The sequence below is a fragment of the Celeribacter sp. ULVN23_4 genome (assembly GCF_054788345.1).
Genome location: NZ_JBTVYO010000001.1, coordinates 668,297 through 694,322, shown reverse-complemented (window position 1 = coordinate 694,322; position 26,026 = coordinate 668,297). Strand labels below are relative to the sequence as shown.

Annotated in this window: 19 protein-coding genes; 17 read left to right on the top strand and 2 right to left on the bottom strand. The window is 59.4% G+C overall.

Annotation, left to right across the window (positions count from 1 at the left end; translation table 11 throughout):
• Positions 1 to 186 precede the first annotated feature (186 nt).
• The 7 genes from ACYBHZ_RS03440 to ACYBHZ_RS03410 all read left to right on the top strand — a co-directional run bounded on the left by ACYBHZ_RS03440 (position 187) and on the right by ACYBHZ_RS03410 (position 9,515).
• Positions 187 to 1,329 (top strand): phosphoserine transaminase, encoded by a 1,143-nt coding sequence (locus tag ACYBHZ_RS03440; protein WP_460272787.1) that lies wholly within the window; start codon positions 187 to 189, stop codon positions 1,327 to 1,329.
• A 151-nt stretch (positions 1,330 to 1,480) separates the two neighbouring features.
• Positions 1,481 to 3,073, top strand: a complete 1,593-nt coding sequence (serA, locus tag ACYBHZ_RS03435; RefSeq protein ID WP_460272786.1) for a phosphoglycerate dehydrogenase — start codon at positions 1,481 to 1,483, stop codon at positions 3,071 to 3,073.
• A gap of 143 nt (positions 3,074 to 3,216) precedes the next feature.
• Complete coding sequence (locus ACYBHZ_RS03430) at positions 3,217 to 4,347, top strand: S-(hydroxymethyl)glutathione dehydrogenase/class III alcohol dehydrogenase (protein ID WP_460272785.1); 1,131 nt, start codon at positions 3,217 to 3,219, stop codon at positions 4,345 to 4,347.
• 9 nt (positions 4,348 to 4,356) lie between these two features.
• Positions 4,357 to 5,196, top strand: a complete 840-nt coding sequence (gene fghA / locus ACYBHZ_RS03425; RefSeq protein ID WP_460272784.1) for an S-formylglutathione hydrolase — start codon at positions 4,357 to 4,359, stop codon at positions 5,194 to 5,196.
• A 60-nt stretch (positions 5,197 to 5,256) separates the two neighbouring features.
• On the top strand, positions 5,257 to 6,000 hold the full coding sequence (locus tag ACYBHZ_RS03420; RefSeq protein ID WP_460272782.1) for a metallophosphoesterase family protein: 744 nt from the start codon (positions 5,257 to 5,259) through the stop codon (positions 5,998 to 6,000).
• Positions 6,001 to 6,077: 77 nt separating this feature from the next.
• Entirely contained in the window at positions 6,078 to 7,253 is a 1,176-nt protein-coding gene (locus ACYBHZ_RS03415) for an acetyl-CoA C-acyltransferase family protein (protein WP_460272781.1), read from the top strand.
• Positions 7,254 to 7,364: 111 nt separating this feature from the next.
• Entirely contained in the window at positions 7,365 to 9,515 is a 2,151-nt protein-coding gene (locus ACYBHZ_RS03410; RefSeq protein WP_460272780.1) for an ATP-binding protein, read from the top strand.
• Positions 9,516 to 9,521: 6 nt separating this feature from the next.
• On the opposite strand, the gene recQ is transcribed toward ACYBHZ_RS03410, so the two are convergent.
• The gene (gene recQ, locus ACYBHZ_RS03405) at positions 9,522 to 11,561 is read right to left on the bottom strand and encodes a DNA helicase RecQ (protein ID WP_460272779.1); all 2,040 of its coding nucleotides are present in this window, start codon (positions 11,559 to 11,561) and stop codon (positions 9,522 to 9,524) included.
• 106 nt (positions 11,562 to 11,667) lie between these two features.
• Positions 11,668 to 11,955 carry a YggT family protein gene (locus ACYBHZ_RS03400; protein ID WP_460272778.1) on the bottom strand — a complete coding sequence of 96 codons (288 nt, stop codon included), beginning with the start codon at positions 11,953 to 11,955 and terminating at the stop codon, positions 11,668 to 11,670.
• Between the two features lie 155 nt (positions 11,956 to 12,110).
• On the opposite strand from ACYBHZ_RS03400, the gene ACYBHZ_RS03395 reads away from it, so the two are divergent.
• The 10 genes from ACYBHZ_RS03395 (at position 12,111) to ACYBHZ_RS03350 (ending at position 25,986) form a co-directional block, all read left to right on the top strand.
• Complete coding sequence (locus tag ACYBHZ_RS03395) at positions 12,111 to 12,644, top strand: acyl-CoA thioesterase (RefSeq protein ID WP_460272777.1); 534 nt, start codon at positions 12,111 to 12,113, stop codon at positions 12,642 to 12,644.
• Between the two features lie 74 nt (positions 12,645 to 12,718).
• Positions 12,719 to 14,095 carry an MFS transporter gene (locus tag ACYBHZ_RS03390; RefSeq protein WP_460272776.1) on the top strand — a complete coding sequence of 459 codons (1,377 nt, stop codon included), beginning with the start codon at positions 12,719 to 12,721 and terminating at the stop codon, positions 14,093 to 14,095.
• Positions 14,092 to 15,000: a penicillin-insensitive murein endopeptidase gene (gene mepA / locus ACYBHZ_RS03385; protein WP_460272775.1), complete on the top strand. Its 909-nt coding sequence runs from the start codon at positions 14,092 to 14,094 to the stop codon at positions 14,998 to 15,000. The genes ACYBHZ_RS03390 and mepA overlap by 4 nt, the downstream gene beginning before the upstream one ends.
• On the top strand, positions 14,973 to 15,854 hold the full coding sequence (locus ACYBHZ_RS03380; protein WP_460272774.1) for an esterase-like activity of phytase family protein: 882 nt from the start codon (positions 14,973 to 14,975) through the stop codon (positions 15,852 to 15,854). The genes mepA and ACYBHZ_RS03380 overlap by 28 nt, the downstream gene beginning before the upstream one ends.
• Positions 15,855 to 15,946: 92 nt before the next feature.
• Complete coding sequence (locus ACYBHZ_RS03375; RefSeq protein ID WP_460272773.1) at positions 15,947 to 16,588, top strand: queuosine precursor transporter; 642 nt, start codon at positions 15,947 to 15,949, stop codon at positions 16,586 to 16,588.
• 328 nt (positions 16,589 to 16,916) lie between these two features.
• The gene (gene arfB, locus ACYBHZ_RS03370) at positions 16,917 to 17,333 is read left to right on the top strand and encodes an alternative ribosome rescue aminoacyl-tRNA hydrolase ArfB (RefSeq protein WP_460272772.1); all 417 of its coding nucleotides are present in this window, start codon (positions 16,917 to 16,919) and stop codon (positions 17,331 to 17,333) included.
• A 111-nt stretch (positions 17,334 to 17,444) separates the two neighbouring features.
• Complete coding sequence (locus ACYBHZ_RS03365) at positions 17,445 to 18,527, top strand: Fic family protein (RefSeq protein WP_460272771.1); 1,083 nt, start codon at positions 17,445 to 17,447, stop codon at positions 18,525 to 18,527.
• A 180-nt stretch (positions 18,528 to 18,707) separates the two neighbouring features.
• Positions 18,708 to 21,497 carry a bifunctional aconitate hydratase 2/2-methylisocitrate dehydratase gene (locus tag ACYBHZ_RS03360; protein ID WP_460272770.1) on the top strand — a complete coding sequence of 930 codons (2,790 nt, stop codon included), beginning with the start codon at positions 18,708 to 18,710 and terminating at the stop codon, positions 21,495 to 21,497.
• Positions 21,498 to 21,666: 169 nt separating this feature from the next.
• A complete protein-coding gene (locus tag ACYBHZ_RS03355) occupies positions 21,667 to 22,890 on the top strand; it encodes an efflux RND transporter periplasmic adaptor subunit (protein WP_460272769.1) in 1,224 nt (407 codons plus the stop codon).
• A 3-nt stretch (positions 22,891 to 22,893) separates the two neighbouring features.
• Positions 22,894 to 25,986, top strand: coding sequence for an efflux RND transporter permease subunit (locus ACYBHZ_RS03350; RefSeq protein ID WP_460272768.1), 3,093 nt, complete (start codon positions 22,894 to 22,896; stop codon positions 25,984 to 25,986).
• The last annotated feature ends 40 nt before the right edge of the window (positions 25,987 to 26,026 follow it).

The following is a 26,026-nucleotide window of genomic DNA, read 5'->3' as shown; positions in this document are numbered from 1 at the left end:
CGCCTGATAGCGCGCGGGGCGCGGGCTTTCCAGTCTTAACCTGTCATGCCGGGGTGAGGCCCGGTCTGAGACGAATTTTGCAGCGCACACGAAAATGGGAATTGCCAGACGCCTCGAAAGGGCATAGATGCAGCGGCGGGACACCTCTCCCCAACGAGAGGCATTTATCTGGAAGGATAGCACATCATGGCTACCAAGCACCCGCAGTCGCGCCCCGCGAACCCGCGTTTCTCCTCTGGCCCCTGCGCCAAAATCCCCCATTACTCTCTCGAAATGCTGGCTGACGCCCCGCTGGGCCGTTCGCACCGTGCCAAAGTTGGCAAGGACAAGCTGAAAGCCGCCATCGAGACCACCCGTGACATTCTCGGCATCCCTGCCGACTACAAAATCGGGATCGTACCCGCCTCTGATACCGGCGCCGTTGAAATGGCGCTCTGGTCGCTTCTGGGCGCCCGCAAAGCGACCATGTGCGCTTGGGAATCCTTTGGCTCCGGCTGGGTCACCGATGTTGTCAAACAGCTCAAAATCGACGCCGAAGTGAAAACCGCTGACTACGGTCAGATCGTTGAATTCGCCGATGTCGACTTCAACACCGACGTCGTGTTCACATGGAACGGCACCACATCTGGTGTGCGCGTTGCCAATGGCGACAAAATCCCGGCCGACCGCGAAGGTCTGACCATCTGCGACGCGACCTCCGCCGCGTTCGCGATGGACCTGCCGTGGGACAAGCTCGATGTGACCACCTTCTCCTGGCAGAAAGTCATGGGCGGTGAAGCTGCACACGGGATGATCATCCTGTCGCCGCGCGCTGTCGAGCGTCTGGAAAGCTACACCCCGGCTTGGCCGCTGCCGAAAATCTTCCGCATGACCAAAGGCGGCAAGCTGATCGACGGTATCTTCACCGGCGCAACGATCAACACACCCTCCATGCTGGCCGTTGAGGACTACCTCGTCGCTCTGGATTGGGCGCAGAAAGTTGGCGGTCTCCAAGGCCTTATCGAGCGCTCCACCGCGAACGCGAAAGTGCTCTGGGACTTCTGTGACCGCAACGACTGGATCGCCAACCTCGCCGAAGATGAGGCCACTCGCTCCAACACTTCGGTCTGCCTGAAATTCACCGATGATCGCATCAAAGACGGCGCCGCTTTCGCGAAAGCCGTTGCGAAGAAACTCGAAGACTACAATGCCGCTTACGACGTGGGTGCCTACCGTGACGCTCCCGCCGGTCTGCGCGTGTGGTGTGGTGCCACTGTCGAGTCCTCCGATATCGAAGCCCTGACCCTCTGGATCAAATGGGCCTTCGAAGAGTGCATCGCCGAGCAATAATCTGCTGATTTTTGAGGGTCGGCAAAGCGTCGGACTTCTGTCGGACTTTCGTCGGACCCTCAACCAGATTTCTGGATCACAGCACTGGATCAAAGTCCCGGGCGTTCTCGCCCGGCTCCCTATCCCAACATATTTCTGAGGAGTGCCCGACATGGCCCCTAAAGTTCTCGTCTCCGACAAACTCTCGGAAACCGCCGTTCAGATTTTTCGCGACCGCGGCATCGAAGTCGACTTCATGCCCGAGCTCGGCAAAGACAAAGACAAGCTTGCCGAAGTGATCGGCAAATACGACGGTCTCGCGATCCGTTCCGCGACCAAAGTCACCCCATCGCTGCTTGAGCATGCCACCAACCTGAAAGTGGTTGGCCGCGCCGGGATCGGGACCGATAACGTCGACAAAGAAGCCGCGTCGAAAAAAGGTGTGATCGTCATGAACACGCCGTTCGGCAACATGATCACCACCGCAGAACACGCTATCGCGCTGATGTTCTCCGTCGCCCGCCAAATCCCCGCTGCGGATGCCTCCACGCAGGCTGGCAAATGGGAAAAATCCAAATTCATGGGTGTCGAGCTGACCGCGAAAACCCTCGGCGTCATTGGGGCCGGGAACATCGGTGGCATCGTCTGCAGCCGCGCGCTTGGTCTGAAGATGAAAGTGGTCGCTTACGATCCGTTCCTGTCCGAAGAACGCGCTGCGGAAATCGGCGTTGAGAAAGTGGAACTGGACGAGCTTCTGAAACGTGCCGACTTCATCACGCTGCACGTTCCGCTGACCGACAGCACGCGCAACATTCTCTCGAAAGAGAACCTTGAGAAAACCAAGAAAGGCGTGCGCATCATCAACTGTGCCCGCGGTGGTCTCGTGGACGAAGTTGCCCTTGCTGAGCTGATCAAATCCGGCCATGTCGCTGGCGCAGCTTTCGACGTGTACTCGGAAGAGCCGGCGAAAGAGAACGTGCTCTTTGGCCTGCCGAACGTCGTCTGCACCCCGCACCTTGGCGCGTCCACCACGGAAGCTCAGGAAAACGTGGCTCTGCAAGTCGCCGAGCAAATGTCCAACTACCTGCTGGACGGCGCCGTTGAAAACGCGCTGAACATGCCGTCGATGAGCGCCGAAGAAGCCAAGGTCATGGGCCCGTGGGTGAAAGTGGCCGAAGCTCTTGGGTCCTTCATCGGTCAGGTCACCGAGGAAGCCATCGAGACGATCAACATCACCTATGATGGGGTCGCTTCCGAGATGAACCTCAAAGCGCTCGAAGCTGCTGTCGTCGCCGGTATCATGCAGGCGGTGAACCCGGACGTGAACATGGTGTCCGCACCGCTGATCGCGAAAGAGCGCGGCATCCAGCTTTCGAAAACCACGCAGGATGCGTCGGGGTCTTTTGAAGGGTACATCAAACTCGACATTCAAACCGTCGAGAAATACCGCACCATCGCCGGGACCGTGTTCTCCGATGGCAAGCCGCGTTTCATCCAGATCAAAGGCATCAACATCGACTCCGAAGTTGGTGAGCACATGCTCTACACCACCAACAAAGACGTTCCGGGCATCATCGGTAAACTCGGCACCCTGCTGTCCGAGCATGACGAGAACATCGCGAACTTCACGCTGGGCCGCACCGAGGCTGGTGGCGACGCGATCGCTATGACTTTCCTCGACACGCCGGTGAAAGCGGAAACCGTGAAAGCGCTGAAAGACTCCGGTCTGTTCCAGCGTGTGATCCCGCTGCACTTCAAAGCGTAAGCGCTTTGGCCTGATTGCACAGGCACCTTTTGGAAAACTATCATGATGGGCCGCTGGACAAACCAGCGGCCTTTCTTTTTACGTCAGCTGGCAAAAGTTATAACGTAGAGCCAATGCTCGCACCGCAACGGGAGAAAGCCCCTATGAGAACGAAAGCCGCAGTGGCCCTTGAGGCCGGTAAGCCACTTGAGATTATGGAAGTGAACCTTGAGGGTCCGAAAAAGGGTGAGGTTCTGATCGAGGTGAAGGCCACCGGCCTGTGCCACACCGACGAATTCACCCGGTCCGGCGCTGACCCGGAAGGCATCTTCCCCTGTATCCTCGGCCACGAAGGCGCGGGTGTCGTGTTGGAGGTTGGCGAAGGCGTGACCACGCTGAAACCCGGCGATCACGTGATCCCGCTCTACACGCCCGAGTGCCGCGAGTGCCCGTCTTGCTTGTCCGGCAAGACCAACCTCTGCACCGCGATCCGCAACACCCAAGGCCAAGGCCTCATGCCCGATGGCACGACGCGCTTCTCCATGCTCGATGGCACGCCGATCTATCACTACATGGGCTGCTCCACTTTCGCGAACCACACGGTCATGCCGGAAATCGCGCTGGCAAAAGTTCGTGAAGACGCCCCGTTCGACAAAATCTGCTACATCGGCTGCGGCGTGACCACCGGCATCGGCGCGGTGATCAACACGGCGGGCGTCGAGATTGGTTCCACGGCTGCGGTGTTCGGTCTCGGCGGTATCGGCCTCAACGTGATTCAGGGTCTGCGTATGGCGGGTGCTGACATGATCATCGGTGTCGATCTGAACGACGACAAAGAGGAAATGGCCCGCAAGTTCGGTATGACCCACTTTGTGAACCCGTCCAAGATCGAAGGCACGGTTGTCGAGGAAATTGTCAACCTGACCAAGAAGGGCGCGGATCAGATCGGCGGCGTGGACTATTCGTTTGACGCGACCGGCAACGTCAAAGTCATGCGCGACGCGCTGGAATGTTCGCACCGTGGTTGGGGCGTCTCCGTGATCATCGGCGTGGCCGCAGCAGGTGCCGAGATTTCCACCCGTCCGTTCCAGCTCGTGACCGGCCGCGTTTGGAAAGGCACCGCGTTCGGCGGCGCGAAAGGCCGCACCGATGTGCCGAAATTCGTCGATTGGTACATGGACGGCAAGATCGAGATCGACCCGATGATCACCCACAAGCTCAAGCTTGAAGAGATCAACCACGGGTTCGACCTGATGCACGAAGGCAAATCGATCCGCGCTGTGATCGAATACTGAGGGTGAGTGATGCAGGTTAAATCCACAAACCGCAGCCACGGCGGCATGCAGGGTGTTTACACCCACAGTTCCAAAGCGACCGGAACGGAGATGGAATTTTCCGTCTTCGTGCCCGATCATGAGGAGGGCGAAAAGCTTCCCGTGGTGGTCTACCTGTCGGGTCTGACCTGCACACAGGCCAATGTCACTGAGAAGGGCGAGTTTCGCGAGGCTTGTGCGGAGCTCGGCCTGATCTTTGTCGCCCCCGACACCTCGCCGCGTGGCGAGGGTGTGTCGGACGACGCGGACGGCGCGTATGATTTCGGTCTGGGCGCGGGCTTCTATGTGAACGCCACCGAGGAGCCTTTTGCGAAGAACTACCGGATGCGCGAGTATATCGAGACGGAACTGCCTGCCCTCATCGGTGCTCAGTTCCCGGCGGATATGACCCGCGTTGGCATCATGGGGCACTCGATGGGCGGCCACGGCGCGCTGACCATCGCGCTGCGCAATCCGTCGGCCTATAAATCCGTCTCCGCCTTTGCCCCTATCGTCAGCCCGCTCAATTGCCCGTGGGGCGAGAAGGCGCTGACCGGTTACATCGGCGCGGATAAGGCGGCTTGGCGGGAATACGATGCCTGTGCGCTCATTGAGGACGGTGCACGTGTGCCGGAAATCCTTGTGGATCAGGGCACGGCGGACAATTTCCTCGAAGGGCAGCTCAAGCCGGAACTTTTGACACAGATTTGTGAAAAGAGCGGCCAGCCTCTAACACTTCGGATGCAAGAGGGCTATGACCATAGCTACTACTTCATCTCCAGCTTCATGCGCGACCATCTGGAGTGGCATGCGATCCGCATGAAGTCCTGACCCGTTTCGCGTCGGGGCAGAGCCGCTCCTCCGGCGCGTGACCCATCTTGGGAGGCAACCTTGCGCATCTACGCCATCGGCGACATTCACGGTCAACTCGACATGCTCAAAGCCGCGCATGCGCGGATCGAGGCGGATAAGGCGCGGGTCGATGACCCGGATGCGCGGATCATCCACCTTGGCGACTATGTGGATCGCGGGCCGGACAGCGCAGGGGTCATTCAATACCTGATCGACGGCATCGCCGCAGGCAAGCCGTGGCGGGCCATTCGCGGCAACCATGACCGGATGTTCACCCGGTTCGTGCGCCACGGCATTGCCCATGACGATCACATCAAATCCGGCAAAAGCTGGCTGCACCCGGCTCTGGGCGGCCCGACCACACTGGCCTCTTACGGGGTCGAAGCGGTGGATGGCGAGTTTGAGCTGGCCTATATGCGTGCCGCCAAAGCCGTGCCGCAATCCCACATCGATTTCATCGAGAACGCGCCTCTGACTTACGCTTGGGGCGATTACTTGTTCGTCCACGCAGGCATTCGCCCGCATGTGCCGGTGGAGCATCAGACCGAAGACGATCTGATCTGGATCCGCGAAGGCTGGCTCGATTACCGCGGCGCGCTGCCCTACACGGTGGTGCACGGTCACACGGCGCTCGATACGCCGACTCATTTCGGCTACCGGATCGATATCGACAGCGGCGCGGGCTATGGCCGTCCGTTGACCACGATGGTGATCGAGAACGGTGTCGAGGAAGTCGTCACCGAAACCGGTCGCGCGCCTCTGACCCACGCCGAACCCGGCTAAGCCGCAGGACGCAGCGTTTCACTTCCCCCTTTCCGATCTCCGGCTAAAGTCGCAGGCAACGGAAAGGGAGGAACCGCATGTCTGATATCGTTATCCTCGGCGGAACACGCACCGCCATCGGCACCTTTGGCGGCGCTTTGGCCGGGATGCGTCCCGCAGAGCTTGGAAGTCTTGTGACCAAAGCTGCGCTGGAACGCGCCGGCGTCGAAGGCGGTCAGATCGGCCATGTCGTCTTTGGCCATATCATCAACACCGAACCCAAGGACATGTATGTCTCTCGCCTCGCCGCTATGGGCGCGGGCATTCCGGAGACCACGCCTGCAATGAACGTCAACCGCCTCTGCGGTTCCGGCGCGCAGGCGGTGGTGTCCGCTGCGCAATCGCTCATGCTGGGCGATGCCGACTTCGCCGTGGCGGGCGGGACCGAGGTTATGAGCCGCTCGCCCTATATCCTCCCCGCCGCGCGTTGGGGGCAGAAGATGGGCGATGTCGCGGCGCAGGATATGATGCTCGGTGCGCTGACCTGTCCTTTCGGCACGGGCCATATGGGTGTGACGGCGGAGAATGTCGCCCGCGAACATGGCGTGTCGCGCGAGGATCAGGATGCCTTTGCACTGGAGAGCCAAATGCGCGCGGCGAAGGCCATCGCGGAGGGGCGGTTCAAGGACGAGATCATCCCCGTCGAGGTCAAAGTGAAACGTGATCTGGTGGCGTTTGACACGGACGAGCATCCGAAGCCCACAACGCTCGAAGGCCTCGCCAAACTGCGCCCGGCCTTTGAGAAAGACGGCACGGTGACGGCGGGCAATGCCTCAGGCCTCAATGACGGCGCGGCGGCTCTGGTGCTGGCCCGGAGAGAGGCGGCTGAAGCGGCGGGGCTGCCCCCGAAATTCCGCATCCTTGGCTATGCCCATTCCGGCGTGCGCCCGGAGGTGATGGGCATCGGTCCGATCCCTGCGGTGGAAAGCCTGTGCAAACGTACCGGGCTGAGCGTCGGCGATTTCGATGTGATCGAGAGCAACGAGGCCTTCGCCGCACAAGCGATTGCGGTGAACCGGGCGCTCGGGCTTGATCCCGCCAAGGTGAACCCGAACGGCGGCGCGATTGCGCTCGGCCATCCGGTCGGGGCGACGGGCGCGATCCTCGTGGTGAAGACCATGTACGAGCTTGAGCGGACCGGTGGCAAACGCGGGCTGATCACCATGTGCATCGGCGGTGGGCAAGGCATTGCCGTCGCGATTGAGCGTCTCTGAGCCGGACAGCTCGAATTTTCGGCAACCAGTTAAGACTCTTTTCACCCTGTTTGGACCATCCTGCTGCAAAAGTCGGATGGTCCTGTCCGGCAAGGTGCAAAGAGGTTCGGAATGTCACTGTCGGAAACACTGTCCCAAGAACGCCGCGCCCGGTTGGCTGCGGAGCGTCTGTTGGAATTGAAACAGGCGGAGCTGTTCGAGGCCAATCGCAAACTGTCCCGGCACGCACGGCACCTCTCGGATGAGATCATCGTCAAACGCGAGGAGACGGAGGTTCTGCGCGACGAGAACCTGCGCACGCGGGAGGATTTGGAAAAGGCCAATGTCGCCGTGCATATCGCGGAACGCCGCCTTTGGGATTCGATTGAAACCATTCAGGACGGGTTCGCCGTTTTTGACCCGTCCGAGATGATGATCGCCGCCAACCCCGCCTATTTGCGGATTTTCGACGGGCTGGAGGACGTCAAACCCGGCATCACCTACCCGGAGATCGTGCGCCTCGCGGTTGAGGAGGGCATTCTTGACATCGGCGATCTGACGCGGGAGGCCTTTATCGATCAGGCCGTCGCGCGCTGGCGGGCGCCGGTGCGGGAGCCGCAGACGGTGCGACTTTGGAACAACCAGTTCGTCAAACTGGTGGACCGCCGCTCGTCTGACGGGGACATGGTCTCTCTCGGGCTGAACATCACTTCGACGATCCGCTACGAGGAACGGCTCAAACGCGCGCGGAGCAAGGCAGAGGCTGCCAACCGCGCGAAATCCGCCTTCCTCGCCAATATGAGCCACGAGATTCGCACGCCGATGAATGGCATGGTCGGCATGGCCGATCTTCTCTCGGATACGGAGCTGAACGAAGAACAGACGCTCTATGTCGAAACGATCAAATCCTCAGGCGAGGCGCTTTTGAGTCTGATCAACGATGTGTTGGATTACTCTAAAATCGAGGCCTCGAAACTCTCCCTCCACCCGGAAGTCTTTGATCTTGAACGCTGTATTCAGGACGTGATGGTGCTTTTGCAACCCCCGGCGACGCAGAAGGGCGTCGATCTGATCATTGATTACGACATGTTTATGCCGACCCATTTCATGGGCGATCCGGGGCGCGTGCGGCAGGTTTTGACCAACCTGATCGGCAATGCGGTGAAGTTCACTCATGAGGGCCATGTGATTGTGCGCGTTGTGGGATTGCCCGAAGACGGCGGCACGCGCCAGCGGGTGCATGTGTCTGTCGAGGACAGCGGTATCGGCATCGCGCCGGAGATGATCGAGCATATTTTCGGCGAGTTCAATCAGGTCGAGGACGCGCGCAATCGCAAGTTCGAAGGCACGGGACTTGGTCTCGCGATCACCCGACAACTCGTTCAGCTCATGGGCGGCGAGATTTGGCTCGATAGCGAGGAGGGGATCGGCTCGTGCTTTGGCTTTCACATCACGATGGATGTGGTCGAGGAAAGCCAGACCCTGAGTTTGCCGTCATGGATGCACAAGGCGGTTCTGGTCGATCATATCAACGCGAATTCCTTGATCCTCGAAAAACAACTGACCGCGCTTGGGTTTGAGGTCTTTCCGGTCGAGACGGCGGAAGCGCTGCTCGCCGCGCCCCCGGAGGGGCAGGTCTATCTCATCGACAGCCAACTGCCTGGGGTGGATATCGCCGAGCTGATCAGCGCACTGCGCGCGCGCGGCGTGACGGCACCTGTCTTACTGATGACCTCCGGCCCGATTGCGGCGGGGAGTTTTGACATTGAGGGAGCCAAGACCCTGCAAAAACCGCTGCTCCGGGCCGATCTGTGGCGGGCGCTCTCTGATCTTGTCCCTGTTGCGCGGGCGCCGGGGCGACGGATGCGGGTGCTGGCGGCGGAGGACAACAAGACCAACCAACTGGTGTTCGGTAAGATGCTCAAGGCACTCGACATCGAGTTGCGCTTTGCGGGCAACGGGCGCGAGGCGGTGGAGCTATATCAGGAATTCCAGCCCGATCTGGTGTTCATGGATATTTCCATGCCGGAGGTTGATGGCAAAGAGGCCACAAGGCAAATCCGGACGCTGGAACTCGACACCGATGTGCATACCCCGATCATCGCGCTGACGGCACACGCCATGGCCGGAGATGAGCAGGAGATTTTGGCGGCGGGGCTGGATCATTACATGACGAAACCCCTGCGCAAGGCGGCGATCATCGACCGTATTCTTAAGGCGCTGCCAGAAGAATGTTATCCCATCCTGCCGGAAGAGGTGCCGGAGGCCATGGCTGGCGCGTGATCCGGGTCAGGCGGCTTGGATCGCTTCGATCATTGCGGGGCCAAAGCGCTCGGCGGGTTTCTCTCCGACGATACGGGCGAAACTGGCAAGGTCGCCGGGGCGCATTTTGACGAGTTTGGTGATCTGAGAGGCCGTGAGGCTCATCGGTTTGAGCGTGCCGCAATCGCCGCGCGACAGGTCGTTGTGGATCACTTGCAACCGGTCGAACAGATCGCCGCCGCCGGAACTGGCCAGCTTGCGCCGCGCCGGGTGCATCTCCGGCACCGGCGCGCCGAGGATCACAGAGAGAAACAGATCACCGTAGCGTTCGAGCTTTTTCGCGCCGACCCCGCCGATCCGCCCCATTTCATCGAGCGTTTGCGGACGTTTTTCGGCCATCTCGATCAGGGTCCTGTCGGCAAAGACCACATAGGCGGGCACGCGGGCCTCTTCGGCCAGCGCGCGGCGTTTCGCCTTGAGCGCGGACAAAAGCGGGGCGTCCTCCTCGGAGACCAGTGCCTTGGCGATCGGGCCTTTGCGGGCTTTGGCAAGCGTGTCTTTGCGAAGCATGATCTCCGCCTCGCCCTTGAGGATCGGCATCGCCGGTTCGGTCATGTAGAGCGCACCGTGGCGCTCCGGGTCGGGGCGCAGCAGGTCCGCGCCCATCATCTGCCGGAAAATCGCGTTCCATTGGCGTTTGTCATAGGCTTTGCCGATGCCGAACACGGACAGCTGGTCATGGTTCCACTGGCGCACCTTGTCGGTCATCTTGCCGGTCAGCACGTCGATAAGATGCCCCGCGCCAAATCCCTGATCACAGCGCAGCACGGCAGAAAGCGCCTTGCGCACCGCCGTGGTGCCGTCGAACAGTTCCGGCGGGGTGTCGCAAAGATCGCAATTGCCACAGGGCTGCGCCTCTTCGCCGAAGAATTTCAAAAGGGTCTGGCGACGACAGACCTGCGCCTCAGCCAATCCCAAAAGCGCGTTGAGCCGTGCGTGATCGGCGGCGCGGCGTTCGGGGGGCGCGAGGCTTTCGTCGATCTGGGTCCGCCGAAAGCGGATGTCGTCGGGACCAAAGAGCGTGAGCGTCTCCGCAGGCGCACCGTCACGACCGGCGCGCCCGATTTCCTGATAATAGCCCTCGACGGATTTCGGCAGATCGGCATGCGCCACCCAGCGGATATCCGGTTTGTCGATCCCCATGCCGAAAGCGATGGTGGCAACGACGATCAGCTCATCTTCTTGTTGGAAGCGCCGCTCGACCTCGCGGCGACGGTCCGGTTCCATGCCGCCGTGGTAGGCGAGGGCCAGATGTCCGGCGTCGGAGAGCGCTTTGGCGAGGCTTTCGGTCTTGGCGCGTGTCCCGCAATAGACGATGCCGGACTGGCCTTTGCGCGCGGCGGCGAAATCGAGGATTTGGCGGCGCGGGCTGTCCTTGACGGCGAAGGCGAGGTGAATGTTCGGACGGTCGAACCCGCGCAGGAAGCTTTCGGGTTGGGTGCCGTCGAACAGGCGGGTGACGATCTCCGCCTGCGTTTCCTCGTCGGCGGTGGCGGTGAAGGCGGCGAGCGGCACGCCGAGCGCGCGTTTGAGATCGCCGATGCGGAGATAATCGGGGCGGAAATCATGGCCCCATTGGCTCACACAATGGGCTTCATCGACGGCAATCAGCGCCACGTTCGAGCGGCGGAGCATCGGTAGAGTGCCGCCGGAAGCGAGGCGCTCGGGCGCCATGTAGAGAAGTTTCAGCTCACCACGGGACAGCGCGGCAAACACCGCATCGTTCTCTTCCTCGGTGTTGCCGGAGGTCAGCGCACCCGCCGCGACGCCGGCGGCCTGGAGCCCTTGCACCTGATCGCGCATCAGGGCAATGAGCGGAGAGATGACGACGGTCAGGCCGTCGCGCACCAAAGCGGGGAGTTGGTAGCAGAGCGATTTGCCGCCGCCCGTGGGCATGATGGCCAGCACATCGCGCCCCGCCACAACGGCCTCCACGATCTCCGCCTGACCGGGGCGGAAATCGTCAAATCCGAAAACGGAGGAAAGAAGCGCCTGCGCCTGTTCCATATCTGCCTGCTCTTGTTCTGTGCCTACAGAATCGCATGTGAACACAGAAGGCTCAAGCGGGGATTAAGGTGTTTCTTTAAAACCGGGCCACAGGACGCGAACGGGCTTAATAGAACATGCCCATGTTGTTGTAGATGATCCGCTCAATCGCATAGATCGCGATGAAGGCAACCAGCGGCGCGAGATCGAGACCGTTCATCGGGGGCAGGATTTTGCGGATCGGGGTGTAGATAGGTTCCAGCAGGCGGGAGAGGCCGCTCCAGATCTGATAGACCAGCGGTTGGCGCACGTTGAGCACCTGAAAATTGATCAGCCAGCTCATGATGATCTGAACGATCATGACGAATTTTACGACGCCGAGGATCATCAGCAGGATTTGCATCAAAGACAGCATAGTTCAGGTTCCCGATTTGCCTGTATTTCTAAGGTTGTTCTCTCACCTAAGGTCTCTGCCGCGTTCGCACAAGGGCGGCTGTCGATGGTGCCTGCCGAGAACCTGTGCCGCAACGTCCGACTTGACCTTTGCGCCCGCAGAAAGAGAGTGGCGCCATGTATCCTTTTGTCCGCATGTTCTATCAGGCGTGGAAAGTCAGAAACGCGCCCAAGCTTGGCCTCTTCGAGCCACATTATTCCCGGCATATCTGTATGCCTTGGGACATTGATCTGTGGCTTGAACTCAATAACGGCAGAACCTTAACAATCTTTGACCTTGGCCGGGTGCCGATGTCGATCCGCAACGGCACGGCGAAGGCCGCGAAAGAGGGCGGGTACGGCATGGCGGTCGCGGGGGCCTCGGTGCGCTATCGCCGGAGGGTGACGACGTTTCAGACCGTGGACATGGTGACGACGCCGATCGGGTTTGACGACAAGTTTCTCTATATCGAGCAATCGATGTGGGACCAGAAGGGCGAGTGCTGCAACCATATCCTTCTGCGCGGTGCGGTGATCAAAAAGCGCAAGATGGTGGCTCCGAAAGAGCTTTTGGAGCGTCTGGAACCTGGTGTCGAAAGCCCGGAACTGCCGGAGTGGGTTCGCAACTGGATTGCGGCAGATAACACACGGCCTTGGCCGCCAACCCGTTGACCTACATGATAATCGTTGCGCGCTAAGCGCTTTGGCTGTTCTATCGCCTCAGTTGAGGGAGAAGGGCAGATTTCATGACAGAGCCAACCCACCGCAAACGTATCTGGGGCTGGATGATGTATGACTGGGCGACGCAGCCGTTTCATACGCTGGTCCTCACCTTCATCTTCGGTCCGTATTTCGCCGAACAGGTGATCGCCTATCTGACGGCGGGCGGCATGGATGCGGCCCATGCCAAGGCGGAAGCACAATCGATCTGGGGCTACGGGCTGACGGTGGCGGGGCTGCTGATCGCCTTTTCCGCCCCGGTTCTCGGGGCCATCGCCGATGAAAGCAAACGACGGATGCCGTGGATTTGGTTGTTTTCGGCGCTCTATGTCGTCGGATCGGCTGGGCTTTGGCTCGCGTCACCAGAGAATTTCCCGACGCTTCTGGTGCTCCTTTTCTTCGGACTGGGCCTGATTGGGGTCGAATTCACCACGATTTTCACCAACGCGCTTTTGCCCGATCTTGGAGCGCGCGAAGAGATCGGCAAAATCTCCGGCAATGGCTGGGCCTGGGGCTATGTCGGCGGGATCGTCGCGCTGGTGATCATGCTGTTGCTGTTCGCGGAGAATGCGGCGGGGGTGACGCTGTTGGGCAGCGCGCCGCTTTTCGGGCTGGACCCGGAGACGCGTCAGGGCACGCGCTTCGTCGGACCCTTCGTGGCGCTGTGGTTCGTGATTTCGATGATCCCCTTCTTTCTTTGGGTGCGTGAGCCAAAAAGCGATGCCCGCCCGATGACCGGGGCCGTGCGCCGCGGCGTGCATGATCTGATGAAAACCCTCCGAAGCCTGCCGAAACGGCGCTCGCTCTTTGCTTTCCTTGGCGCGTCGATGTTCTACCGCGATGCTCTCAACGGGGTGTTTACCTTTGGTGGCATTTACGCGCTCGGCGCGCTGGAATGGAGCGTGGTGCAGATTGGCGTCTTCGGTATTCTCGCGGCTTTCACCGGGGCGGTGTTCACCTATTTCGGTGGGATCGCGGATCAGAAATTCGGCCCGAAACCGGTGATTATCTTCTCCATCGTGGTGCTCGTTGCGGTCTGTCTCGTGATCCTGACCATCACCCGCGAAAGTGTGCTGTTCATGGCGGTCGAGGCCGGTAGCAAATCGCCGGATGTGGCCTTCTATATCTGCGGCGCGATTCTCGGCGCTGTCGCTGGTGTCATCCAATCCGCCTCGCGCACGATGATGGTGCGTCAAGCCGATCCGGAGCGCATGACCGAAGCCTTCGGCCTTTTTGCGCTGTCGGGCAAAGCGACCACTTTTCTTGCGCCTGCCTTGATCGCCGTGGTGTCCGACGTGACCAATTCCCAGCGTCTCGGCATCACTCCGCTTATCGCCCTTTTCATTCTCGGGCTGGTGCTGTTAGCGTGGGTGCATCCGGAAGGAACAAAGGCCTCTGAATGATGCGTAAATGGTTGAGCGTCGCGCTGTTCACGACACTGGCCGCCTGTGTGGGCGGCGAGAGTGATGTTGTCCCGACGCCGAAGGTCAGCGTCTCCTCGTCGGATCACCGTCCGGCCAAGGAATTGTTCGGGCCGGTGGCTTTGCCATCGTCTCAAACCCCTGAGTCTTTTGGCAGTTATTCCAAAGGTTGTCTGGCCGGGGCTGTGGCCCTTCCGGAAACCGGGCCGACATGGCAGGCGATGCGCCTGTCGCGGAACCGCAACTGGGGCCAGCCGATCCTCGTTGATTTCCTCGAAGACCTGTCGCGCAAGGCCGCGAAGCTGCCCGGTTGGAACGGCATCTATGTCGGTGACATGAGCCAGCCGCGTGGCGGGCCGATGTCCTCGGGCCATGCCAGCCACCAGATCGGTCTCGATGCCGATATCTGGATGCTGCCTGCGACGCGCCTTGATCTTACCCGTGCTGAACGGGAAAGCCTGTCGTCGATCTCGATGCGCCGCTCGGCGGGGGCTTACACCAATGAGAATTGGACCCGCGCCCATCACGAGCTTCTCAAGGCCGCCGCGTCCGATCCGCGTGTGGCGCGGATTTTCGTGTTCCCCGGTGCGAAGGTGCAGATGTGCAAGGATGAGACGGGCGATAAAAGCTGGCTTCGGAAAATCCGCCCGTGGTGGGGGCATCACTACCATTTCCACGTTCGGCTGAATTGTCCCAAGGGCGACAAGACCTGTGTCGATCAAGCGCCGCCGCCGCCCGGCGATGGCTGTGATGATGCGCAGGAATGGGTGAACAACATCCTGAACCCGCCGCCGCCCGATCCGAACGCCAAACCCGCAAAACCCAAACCTCCCATCACGCTTGCGACACTGCCCGCTCAATGTTCATCCGTACTCTCCTCGCGCTGATCGCGAGCGCTCTGCCAACCCTGTCTCATGCTGCGGAGTTGAGCTATCTCGGGTCGTACACATGGGTCTCGGCGGATGCTCGGGTCGGTGGTCTGTCCGGTCTGGAATTGTCTCAGGACGGTCTGTCCTTCTGGGCCTTGTCCGACCGCGCGATGCTGTTTCACGGCGATCTCAAGCGTGACGACAAAGGCGTGGTCGCGGGGGCTTATGTCAAAACCGCGCAAGGGTTTCTGACCTCTGAAGGCAAGCCGCTCCCCCGCTATTCCGATGACAGCGAGGGACTCGCGGTGACGGATGACGGCAAGATTTTCTTGTCCTTCGAAGGCAATCACCGCGTGGCGGAGATGGACCCGGAAACCGGCTGGTTGACCGACCTGCCGCGCCACCCGGATTTCGCGGGGATGCAGAACAATTCCTCGCTCGAAGGGCTCGCCGCGGATCAGGCGGGGCATCTCTATACTCTGCCGGAACGCTCGGGCGAGATGACGCGGCCGTTTCCGCTCTACCGCTACACGGTGGGGCAGGGTTGGGACCGCCCGTGGTCCATTCCGCGCGATGGCAACACGGACTTCCTGCCCGTCGGTCTCGATATCGGGCCGGATGGAAAGCTCTATGTTCTGGAACGCTGGTTCACCGGGCTGGGCTTCGCGACCCGTGTGCGGCGCTTCGATTTCGGGCCCGATGGGCCGACCAACGAGGAGATTCTGCTCCGCACTTTGACCGGGACTCATGACAATCTCGAAGGGATCGCGGTTTGGGGCACGCCGGAGGACGTTCGGGTCACGATGATTTCGGACAACAATTTCAAATTCTTCCAGCGCACCGAATTCGTCGATTATCAGGTAAAAGAATAAGACTTGATTTGTTTTGAACCCAAGGTTAGACCGCCGCGTCGCTCCAAACGGGGCCGAGTTGCCGTCACCTTCGATAAAAAACGGGTCATATCATGAATCGTATCCTTCCTGGCATTCTTGCCATGGCCGCCATTGTCGTGGCCTCCAATATCCTCGTTCAGTTCCTCATCGCGGATGGGCTTCTGACATGGGGCGCTTTCACCTACCCCTTCGCCTTCCTCGTCACCGATGTGATGAACCGCGTCTATGGCGTGCAATCCGCGCGCAAAGTCATCTTCGCCGGGTTCGTCACCGGGATCATCTGTAGCCTCATCGGCACGCAGATCACCTTGCAGGGCGATGGTTTCACCTATCAGGCCGTGGCGTTCCGCGTCGCGATCGGCTCCGCGATTGGCTTCCTTGTCGCTCAACTCACGGACGTGTTTGTGTTCGACAAGCTGCGCAAAGGCACTTGGTGGAAAGCGCCGTTTGCGTCTTCGATCATCGGGTCCGCGCTGGACACCTCGATCTTCTTCACCATCGCCTTCTCGCAACATATCGTCGTCTTCGGTGAAAACGCCGATATGGAAATCTCCTGGGCTTGGGAGGCTGTGCCTTTCCTGCTCGTCGGTCAGCCGGTGCCGCTCTGGATTTCGCTCGCAGTTGCCGATTGGGGAGTCAAACTCGCCCTCGCTTTGATCGCTCTCGTGCCTTTCCGCCTAATTGTTGGGCGCCTCACGGCACGTATGGTATAAATTTACTTGCTATATACCAAATCTGTGCCACCATCATCTTATCGGCAATTCATCGAAAGGAGGTGGTCCAGTGTCTAGAGTGATGTTGGAGAGCGAGGTCAAGACAGTCGGGGGGGCCGCCACCTAGAGGAAAAATCTAGTGTGAAACACTCCTGATTGGGTGTCCTAACTGACCCCATCTCCTGAGATCTCGGAGGGCTGCTCTATCTGGCAGCCCTTTTCCGTTTTTGCCCTTTTGATCCCTGTCGGATATACGTCGGCCTTGCGTCGGCTTTCCGTATGTCATCCTTTTCCGTCAGGTATTCCCCGAACTTTCCCGGACCTTCTCATGCCCCTCACCGTCACAGAGCAGATCGAAATCGCGGATTGGGAACTCACCGAGCAATTCGTCCGCTCGTCGGGCCCCGGCGGGCAAAACGTCAACAAAGTCTCCACGGCGGTCGAATTGCGCTTCGAAGCGGCCCGCTCTCCGAACCTGCCCGAGCCCGTGAAGAACCGCCTGCGCCGTCTGGCGGGGCGGCGTTGGACCAAGGACGGGGCGATTGTGATTCAGGTCGAAGAGACCCGGTCGCAGGCACGCAATAGAGAGATCGCGCGGGAGCGGCTGGCGGAGCTTGTGCGCAAGGCGACGGAAAAACCGAAACGCCGGATCAAAACACGCCCGACGAAAGGCTCGGTCGAGCGCCGGATCAAGGCGAAGAAGGAACGGTCGGAGGTGAAGAAGCTGCGGGGGAAGGTTGAGTAAAGTGTTGCATTATTCGAGGAAATGCGACACGTTTTCGGAACGTGTCGCAAATCTTAGTTTTCTGAATCAGGATACACTCACGTGGTCCAATGCACATACTAAATACCCGCTTTGCCACTAGATATTGATGTTGAGACAAAGAGAGTCCTGAAAGCCACAAACGCGGCATATAGGGCCCTTTCCAACTTGCGCAGGCAAGCTGCGAAGGTGCCCAATCAAGGGATATTAATTGACACCCTCTCGCTTCAAGAAGCTCAGGCTTCGACAGAAATCGAAAATATCGTGACCACCCAGGATGAAGTCTTTCAGATAGGACCGATTTCATCCCCGAACCTAGATCCCAGACAAAAAGAAGTCGCAAATTATCGGGATTCCCTGTGGGTCGGGCACACAGGATTGATAAATCAAGAAGGCTTGATTACGAACAACACCCTCATCTCCGTCTTTCAAACTCTTAAGAAAAATACCGGTGGTTTTAGAAAGACACCGGGGACAACGCTTGCGAATGAGTTCACGAAAGACATCGTATACGTGCCGCCTCAAACACATGCTGAAATACAAAAGCATATGGATGCTCTCGAGAGTTTCATAAACGATACCGATCTGTGCGATTGGGACCCGTTGGTTAAAATGGCAATCATACATCATCAATTTGAAAGCATTCACCCATTTCCGGATGGAAATGGTCGTGTGGGTCGTATTTTGAATGTCTTGTATCTGGTTCAACAGGGCCTACTTGATATTCCCGTTTTATATTTGAGCCGTTTTATTACCGTAACAAAATCAAAATACTATCAGCTTTTACAAGATGTTAGAGATAAAGGGGTATGGGAGGACTGGATTTTATACATGCTCAAGGGTGTGCAAGAAACAGCTATAGAAACGACCGTTTTACTTGAAGGTATCAATGAACTTTTGCGTGATTTTAAAAGTGAGATGCGTGAAAATCACGGTCGCATTTATTCACATGAGCTTTTGAACACTTTATTCCGCCACCCATATACGAGGATTGAATACGTCGTGAAAGAAACGGGTATTGGACGCCAAGCCGCCGCGCGGCATTTAGATGAGCTTTCGGACGCTGGTTTGGTTTTTAAAGAAAAGCGTGGTCGCACAAATTACTATATTAATTCAAGACTTGTTGACCTGTTCTTTAACCGTCCCAACATGTCGTATGATATTGATGGCGCTTGAACGCTCATCCTCATTCAGCACTCCCACCCCACGACAATTCCCCCTATACGCTGGTGTTGAACCTCTTGCGATGGAACCGTTCTTGGTATACTGCCGCATACAACTACACCGCGCCGCGCGCTGTTTGAGTCCGCGACCGGGTCTTTCAATCTGAATCAACACTGACTCGTAGGGATCGTCATGAGCTTGTACACCGACTACCTAAACGAAATTGAAACGCGGAAAGGTGAGGGGCTGCACCCCAAGCCGATCGACGATGGCGCTCTGGTTGCAGAGCTTATTTCCCTGATTGAAGACGCGGGCAGCGAGCACCGCGATGACGCGCTGAACTTCTTCATCTACAACACCCTGCCGGGCACCACGCCGGCTGCAGAGGTGAAAGCGAAGTTCCTCAAGAAGATCATTCTGGGCGAGGCCACCGTGGCCGAGATCACCCCGAGTTTCGCCTTTGAGCTTCTGTCCCACATGAAAGGCGGCCCGTCCGTCGAAGTGCTGCTCGACATCGCGCTGGGCGACGACGCGGCGCTGGCGCAGCAGGCGGCGGACGTTCTGAAGACGCAGGTCTTCCTCTATGAGGCCGACACCGACCGCCTGAAAGCCGCTTTCGAGGCTGGCAACGCGGTGTCGAAAGAGATCCTCGAAAGCTACGCGAAGGCCGAGTTCTTCACCAAGCTTCCGGAAGTTGAAGAAGAGATCAAGGTCGTGACCTACATCGCCGCGGAAGGCGATATCTCCACCGACCTTCTGTCCCCGGGCAACCAAGCGCACTCCCGTTCCGACCGTGAGCTGCACGGCAAATGCATGATCACCCCGGAAGCACAGGCTGAAATTCAGGAGCTTCAGAAGAAGCACCCGGAAGCCCGCGTGATGCTGATCGCTGAAAAAGGCACCATGGGCGTGGGCTCGTCCCGTATGTCCGGCGTGAACAACGTGGCGCTCTGGACCGGTAAGCAAGCTTCTCCCTATGTGCCCTTCGTGAACATCGCGCCGGTCGTGGCCGGGACCAACGGCATTTCGCCGATCTTCCTGACCACCGTTGGCGTGACCGGCGGCATCGGCCTCGATCTGAAAAACTGGGTCAAAAAACTCGACGAGAACGGCAAGCCGGTGCTCGACGAGAATGGCGATCCGGTTCTGGAGCAGAAATACTCCGTCGAGACCGGCAAGGTGCTGACCATCATCACCAAAGAGAAGAAACTCTATGACGCCGACGGCACCGAGCTGTCCGACGTGTCCTCTGCCTTCACCCCGCAGAAAGTCGAGTTCATGAAAGCCGGTGGCTCCTACGCCGTCGTCTTCGGTAAGAAACTCCAGACCATCGCCGCTGAAACCCTCGGCGTCGAAGCGCCGCTGGTGTTCGCGCCGGCGAAAGAGATCACCAGCGAAGGTCAGGGCCTCACCGCTGTTGAGAAAATCTTCAACAAGAACGCTGTCGGCGTCGCTGCGAAAGCGCCGCTTCTGGCAGGCTCCGACGTGCGCGTCAAAGTGAACATCGTTGGCTCTCAGGACACCACGGGTCTGATGACCTCGCAGGAACTGGAAGCCATGGCCGCGACCGTGATTTCGCCCTCCGTGGACGGCGCCTATCAGTCCGGTTGTCACACCGCGTCCGTGTGGGACAAAAAGGCTCAGGCCAACATCCCGCGCCTCATGTCCTTCATGAACAAGTTCGGTCTGATCACCGCGCGTGACCCGAAAGACCACTACCACGCCATGACGGACGTGATCCACAAAGTGCTCAACGACATCACCGTGAGCGACTGGGACATCATCGTCGGCGGCGACAGCCACACCCGTATGTCCAAAGGCGTCGCTTTTGGCGCTGACTCCGGCACCGTGGCTCTGGCTCTGGCGACCGGTGAAGCCACCATGCCGATCCCGGAATCGGTGAAAGTGACCTTCAAAGGCACCATGAAGAGCTACATGGACTTCCGTGACGTCGTGCACGCCACCCAAGCCCAGATGCTCAAACAGTGCGGTGACAACGTCTTCCAAGGCCGCGTGATCGAAGTGCACATCGGCACGCTGCTGGCCGACCAAGCCTTCACCTTCACCGACTGGACCGCTGAGATGAAGGCGAAGGCCTCCATCTGTATCTCCAACGACGACACGCTGATCGGCTCGCTGGAACTGGCGAAATCCCGTATTCAGGTGATGATCGACAAGGGCATGGACAACGAAGCCCAAACGCTTCAGGGCCTGATCGACAAAGCCGACAAGCGGATCGAAGAGATCAAATCCGGCGAGAAACCGGCGCTGACCCCGGACGCCAACGCGAAATATTTCGCAGAGGTTGTTGTGGATCTCGACGAGATCGACGAGCCGATGATCGCCGACCCGGATGTGAACAACATCGACGTGTCCAAGCGCTACACCCACGACACCATCCGTCCGGTGTCCTACTACGGCGCGGAGAAAAAGGTCGATCTGGGCTTCGTGGGCTCCTGCATGGTGCACAAAGGCGACATGAAAATCGTCGCTCAGATGCTCAAGAACCTTGAGAAAGAGACCGGCAAGGTCGAATTCAAAGCGCCGCTCGTGGTGGCCGCACCGACCTACAACATCATCGACGAGCTGAAAGCCGAAGGTGACTGGGAAGTGCTGCAAAAATACTCCGGCTTCGAGTTCGACGACATGTTCCCGAAAGCCAACGCACGGACCGAGTATGAGAACACTCTCTATCTCGAACGTCCGGGCTGTAACCTCTGCATGGGCAACCAGGAGAAAGCGGAGAAAGGTGACACCGTTCTGGCCACCTCGACCCGCCTGTTCCAAGGCCGCGTTGTGGAAGACAGCGCCGAGAAGAAAGGCGAGTCGCTGCTCGCTTCGACCCCGGTGGTCGTGCTCTCCGCAATCCTCGGCCGCACGCCGACGCTCGACGAGTACAAGCACGCGGTGGAAGGCATCGACCTGACCAAGTTCTCGCCGTCCAAACAGACGCCGCTGGACAGCCGTTCGGTGCACTTCTGAGATCAGTCTCTGACTGAAGAAAATTAGAAAGGGGCCGTGCCAGTCAATGGCGCGGCCCTTTTGCATTACAGACGCAAAGCATTGCCCGAAAATTCCCGAGACAGAAAAAGCCTTTCTATCCGTATAAAAACGGTGTCGTTTAAAGAAGCGTCAGTCAGAAGGAAATTCCATGCTTTTTCATCCGCGGGCGGTGCGTGCTGCCGTTGTCCTGTTGTGTTTGGCCTCTCCTGTCTCCGCCTTCGCGCAAGGGGCGCCCGGTGGGGGCTCGCAGGTGACGGAAGTCGGGGTTCTCACGCTTGAGGAAACCGAGGTGCCGTTTTCCACGACACTGCCCGGTCGGGCCGTGGCCAAGGAGCAAACCGAAATCCGCCCGCGCGTTGAGGGCGTGATCGAAGAGATCGTCTACACGGCGGGCCGCAGGGTTCAGGCCGGGGATGTGTTGTTCCGGCTCGATGCAGAAACCTACGAGGCGGCGCTTGCCTCCGCCGAGGCGGCCAGGGACAGCGCCGAGGCAACGCTGACCACGGCACAGGCGGCGTATGATCGCTATACCAAACTTGAAGGCGTCGGTGCCTCGACCTCTGATCTGGAAACTGCGCGCGCTGATTTGGCTGCGGCCAAGGCGAGCGTGAAAAGCGCCGAAGCCGATCTGCAACAGGCGCAACTTGATCTTGATCGCGTCGAAATCCGGAGCCCGATCAACGGCATCCCCGCAGTGCCGGAATTCTCCGTCGGCTCGTTGGTGACCGCGAACCAGAGCGATGCGCTGACCACCGTCACGCGGCTTGACCCGATCTATATCGACGTGACCGAAAGCTCCGCGCGTCTGATGCGCATTCGCGAACAGCTCGAAGACGGCACCCTGTCGCCGGGCAAGGAACTTGATGTGACGTTGACGCTTGAGAACGGCGAAATTTACGATGGCAAAGGCACGCTGATCAGCCCCGGTGTGACGGTCTCGACCACCACGGGTTCTATCGACATGCGCTTCGAATTCGACAACCCGAAGCGACTGATCCTTCCGGGACAGTTCCTGCGCACGGAAGTGACGCTTGGTACGACCAAGGCCATTCTGGTGCCGCAGCGCGCAACGACGCGTCAGTCGGACGGCACGCTGACGGCTTTCATCGCCCAAGACGGCACGGCGCATCAGGTGACGTTGACCTATAGCGGTACGGCGAACAATTCTTGGATCGTGACGGACGGTGTAGACGTCGGGGAAGAGATCATTCTCGATGGTCTGACCAATCTGACGGATGGGGCCGAGATCACCACGGTTCCGGTGACGATCAACGACGCGGGCGTGGTTGAGGATGCGGTGACGGATGATGCGTCTTCTGACACAGGCTCCGATACCGGCACCGACACTGACGCTGCCGCAGAGGCCGAATAAGCCATGGTGCGTTTTTTCATACACCGCCCCGTCTTTGCATGGGTTCTCGCGATCGTCACGATGCTCGCGGGGATGTTTGCCTATACACAGCTTTCCGTGTCGCAATACCCGGATATCGCGCCGAGTACGGTGCGGATCTCCGCCAGCTATTCCGGCGCCACGGCGGATGCGGTCGACAATTCCGTGACCTCGGTGCTCGAAGATGCGCTGACCGGGATCGACGGGGTGCTCTACATGCAGAGCACCTCCAGCGAAGGCTCGTCTTCGATTTCTCTGGTCTTCGACGAAAGCGTCGATCCGGTCGACGCGCAGAACGAAGTGCAGTCGAAAATCTCGCAGGTTGAAAGCCAGCTGCCCGATGCGGTGCAGGATTCTGGCGTGACCGTCTCCCGCTCCTCCTCCTCGATCCTGATGATCGGGGCAATCGTGTCGGAAGACGGCAGCTACTCGACGGTGCAGTTGGGTGATATTCTGGACAACCAAGTGTCCGGCCCTGTGCAGCGGACCGAAGGGGTCGGCGGCATCAACAGCTTTGGCTCCGGTTATGCGATGCGGATCTGGCTCGATCCTCTGGCGCTTGCCAAATACAGCCTGACGCCGGCCGATGTGACAAGCGCGGTAGAGGCGCAGAACACCACGGTCTCCGTGGGCTCTCTCGGCGAATTGCCCGTTGTGACGGGGCAACAGTTCACCGCCACGATCACGGCGCAGAGCCAATTGACCTCGGTTGAAGAGTTCGAAAACATTCTGCTGACCACCGAAGAGGATGGCAGCTCCGTCCTTCTGGGCGATGTCGCCACCATCGAGATCGGTCAGGAAGAATACGGCTCGGACGCGCGTTTTAACGGCGGCAATGCCTCGGGCTTTGGTGTGAACCTCGCCACTGGCGCGAATGCCGTGGACACTGCCAACGCGGTGCGCGCAACGCTTGCGGACCTCGAAGATTCTCTGCCTGCGGGCGTCACCATCGAATATGCCTATGACACCTCGCCCTTTGTCAAACTGTCCATCGAGAAAGTGTATCACACGTTGATCGAGGCCATCGTTCTGGTGTTCCTCGTGATCCTCGTCTTCCTGCAGAAATGGCGCGCGACGCTGATCCCGATCATCGCCGTGCCTGTGGTGCTCGCGGGCACTTTCGCGGTGCTTGCGGCGCTGGGCTATTCGATCAACACGCTGACGATGTTCGCCATGGTTTTGGCCATCGGTCTTTTGGTCGATGACGCAATCGTCGTGGTGGAGAACGTCGAGCGGACCATCGAGGATGAAGGGCTCGCACCGATGCCCGCGACCGAGAAGAGCATGGGGCAGATCACCGGCGCGCTCGTCGGGATCGCGCTTGTGCTTTCGGCTGTGTTCCTGCCGATGGCGTTTTTCGGGGGCTCGACGGGGGTGATCTATCGCCAGTTCTCGGTGACGATCATCACCGCGATGGTGCTGTCGGCGGCTGTGGCTCTGATTCTGACCCCGGCGCTTTGTGCGACGCTTCTCAAGCCTGCGAAACATGGCGACGGCATTGCGCCCGCGCGCTGGTTCAACCGCAATTTTGATCGCGCGAACGGGGCCTATTCGGGCACGGTGGCGCGCATTCTCAAGAAGCCCTTCCTCATGATCCTCGTGTTGGCGGCTTTCCTCGCCGGGGCTTGGGGCATCTACAACCGTCTGCCGTCGTCCTTCCTGCCGCAGGAAGATCAGGGCGTGCTCATGGTGATGGTCAACCTGTCCGAAGGCTCTACGACGCCCCAGACCGAAGATGTGGTGGCGCAGGTCGAGGATTACCTTCTGAACGAGGAAAGCGATGCGGTGGAAACCACTTTCGCGACGCTCGGCTTCGGCTTTGGTGGCTCTGGCCAGAACACCGCAATGATCTTTGTGAAGCTGCGTGATTTCGATGAGCGTGAAGGCGATGAGCTCAGCGCTTCCGCCGTGGCCAGCCGGGCGACCATGCATTTCGCAGGTCTGCGCGCCGGGCAGGTGATGTTCATGCAACCTCCGGCGATTCCGGGGCTGGGCAACACCTCCGGTTTCTCGATGGAGCTGGTCGATTACGGCAACACCGGTTCCGAGGCGCTGCGTGCGGCGGCGACTGAACTTGAGACCTTGGCCAACCAAGACGGGCGGTTGCAGAACGTGGACGTGTCGGGGGTCGATTCCGAGGCGGTTCTGAAACTTGAGATCGATCAGCGGAAAGCCGAAAGCTTTGGCGTGTCGGTCAGCGATGTGAACTCGATCCTCTCGACGATCTTCGCGGGCTCCACGGTCAACGATTTCGACTTCAACGGCTCTCTGCGCCCGGTGATTGTCATGGCCGATGCGCAATACCGGATGCAGCCGGAGGATATCGAAGGCTGGTATGCCCAGAACTCCGACGGGGAGATGGTTTCCTTCGCCTCTTTCGTGACGACCGAATGGGTCTCCGTCGCCCCCTCGCTCTACAGCATGGATGCGATCAGCTCGATCGAAGTGTCCGGCTCTCCGGCGGATGGCGTCAGTTCCGGCGAGGCGATGGATGTGATCGAGGAACTGGCCCTGTCGCTCGATGGCGGCTACGGCGTGGCCTGGACCGGGCTGTCCTATCAGGAACAGCAATCCGGCAGCCAAGCGCCTTATCTCTACGCGCTGTCCGTGCTGGTCGTGTTCCTCTGTCTCGCGGCATTGTACGAGAGCTGGTCGATTCCGCTCTCGGTGATGCTCTCCGTTCCGGTGGGGGTCTTTGGTGCGCTGCTGTTTGCGTGGCTCTTTGATCAGTCGAATGACGTCTATTTCAAAGTCGGCATTCTCACGACCATCGGTTTGGCGGCGAAGAACGCGATCCTGATTGTCGAATTCGCACGCGGGCTAGAAGAGAAGGGGATGAAAGCGGTGGAGGCTGCGGTCGAAGCGGCCAAGATGCGTCTGCGCCCGATCCTGATGACCTCTCTGGCGTTCATGCTCGGCGTGCTGCCTTTGGCGAAAGCCTCCGGGGCCGGGGCTTCGGCGCAGAACGCCATCGGTTTCGGCGTGCTGGGCGGGATGTCGGCGGCCACCTTCATCGGGATCTTCATGGTGCCGTCCTTCTACGTGATCGTGCGCAAGCTGACGGACCGGAATGCCTGATCTGAAACGCCTGATCTTTCGGTCGATTTATGAATGAAAA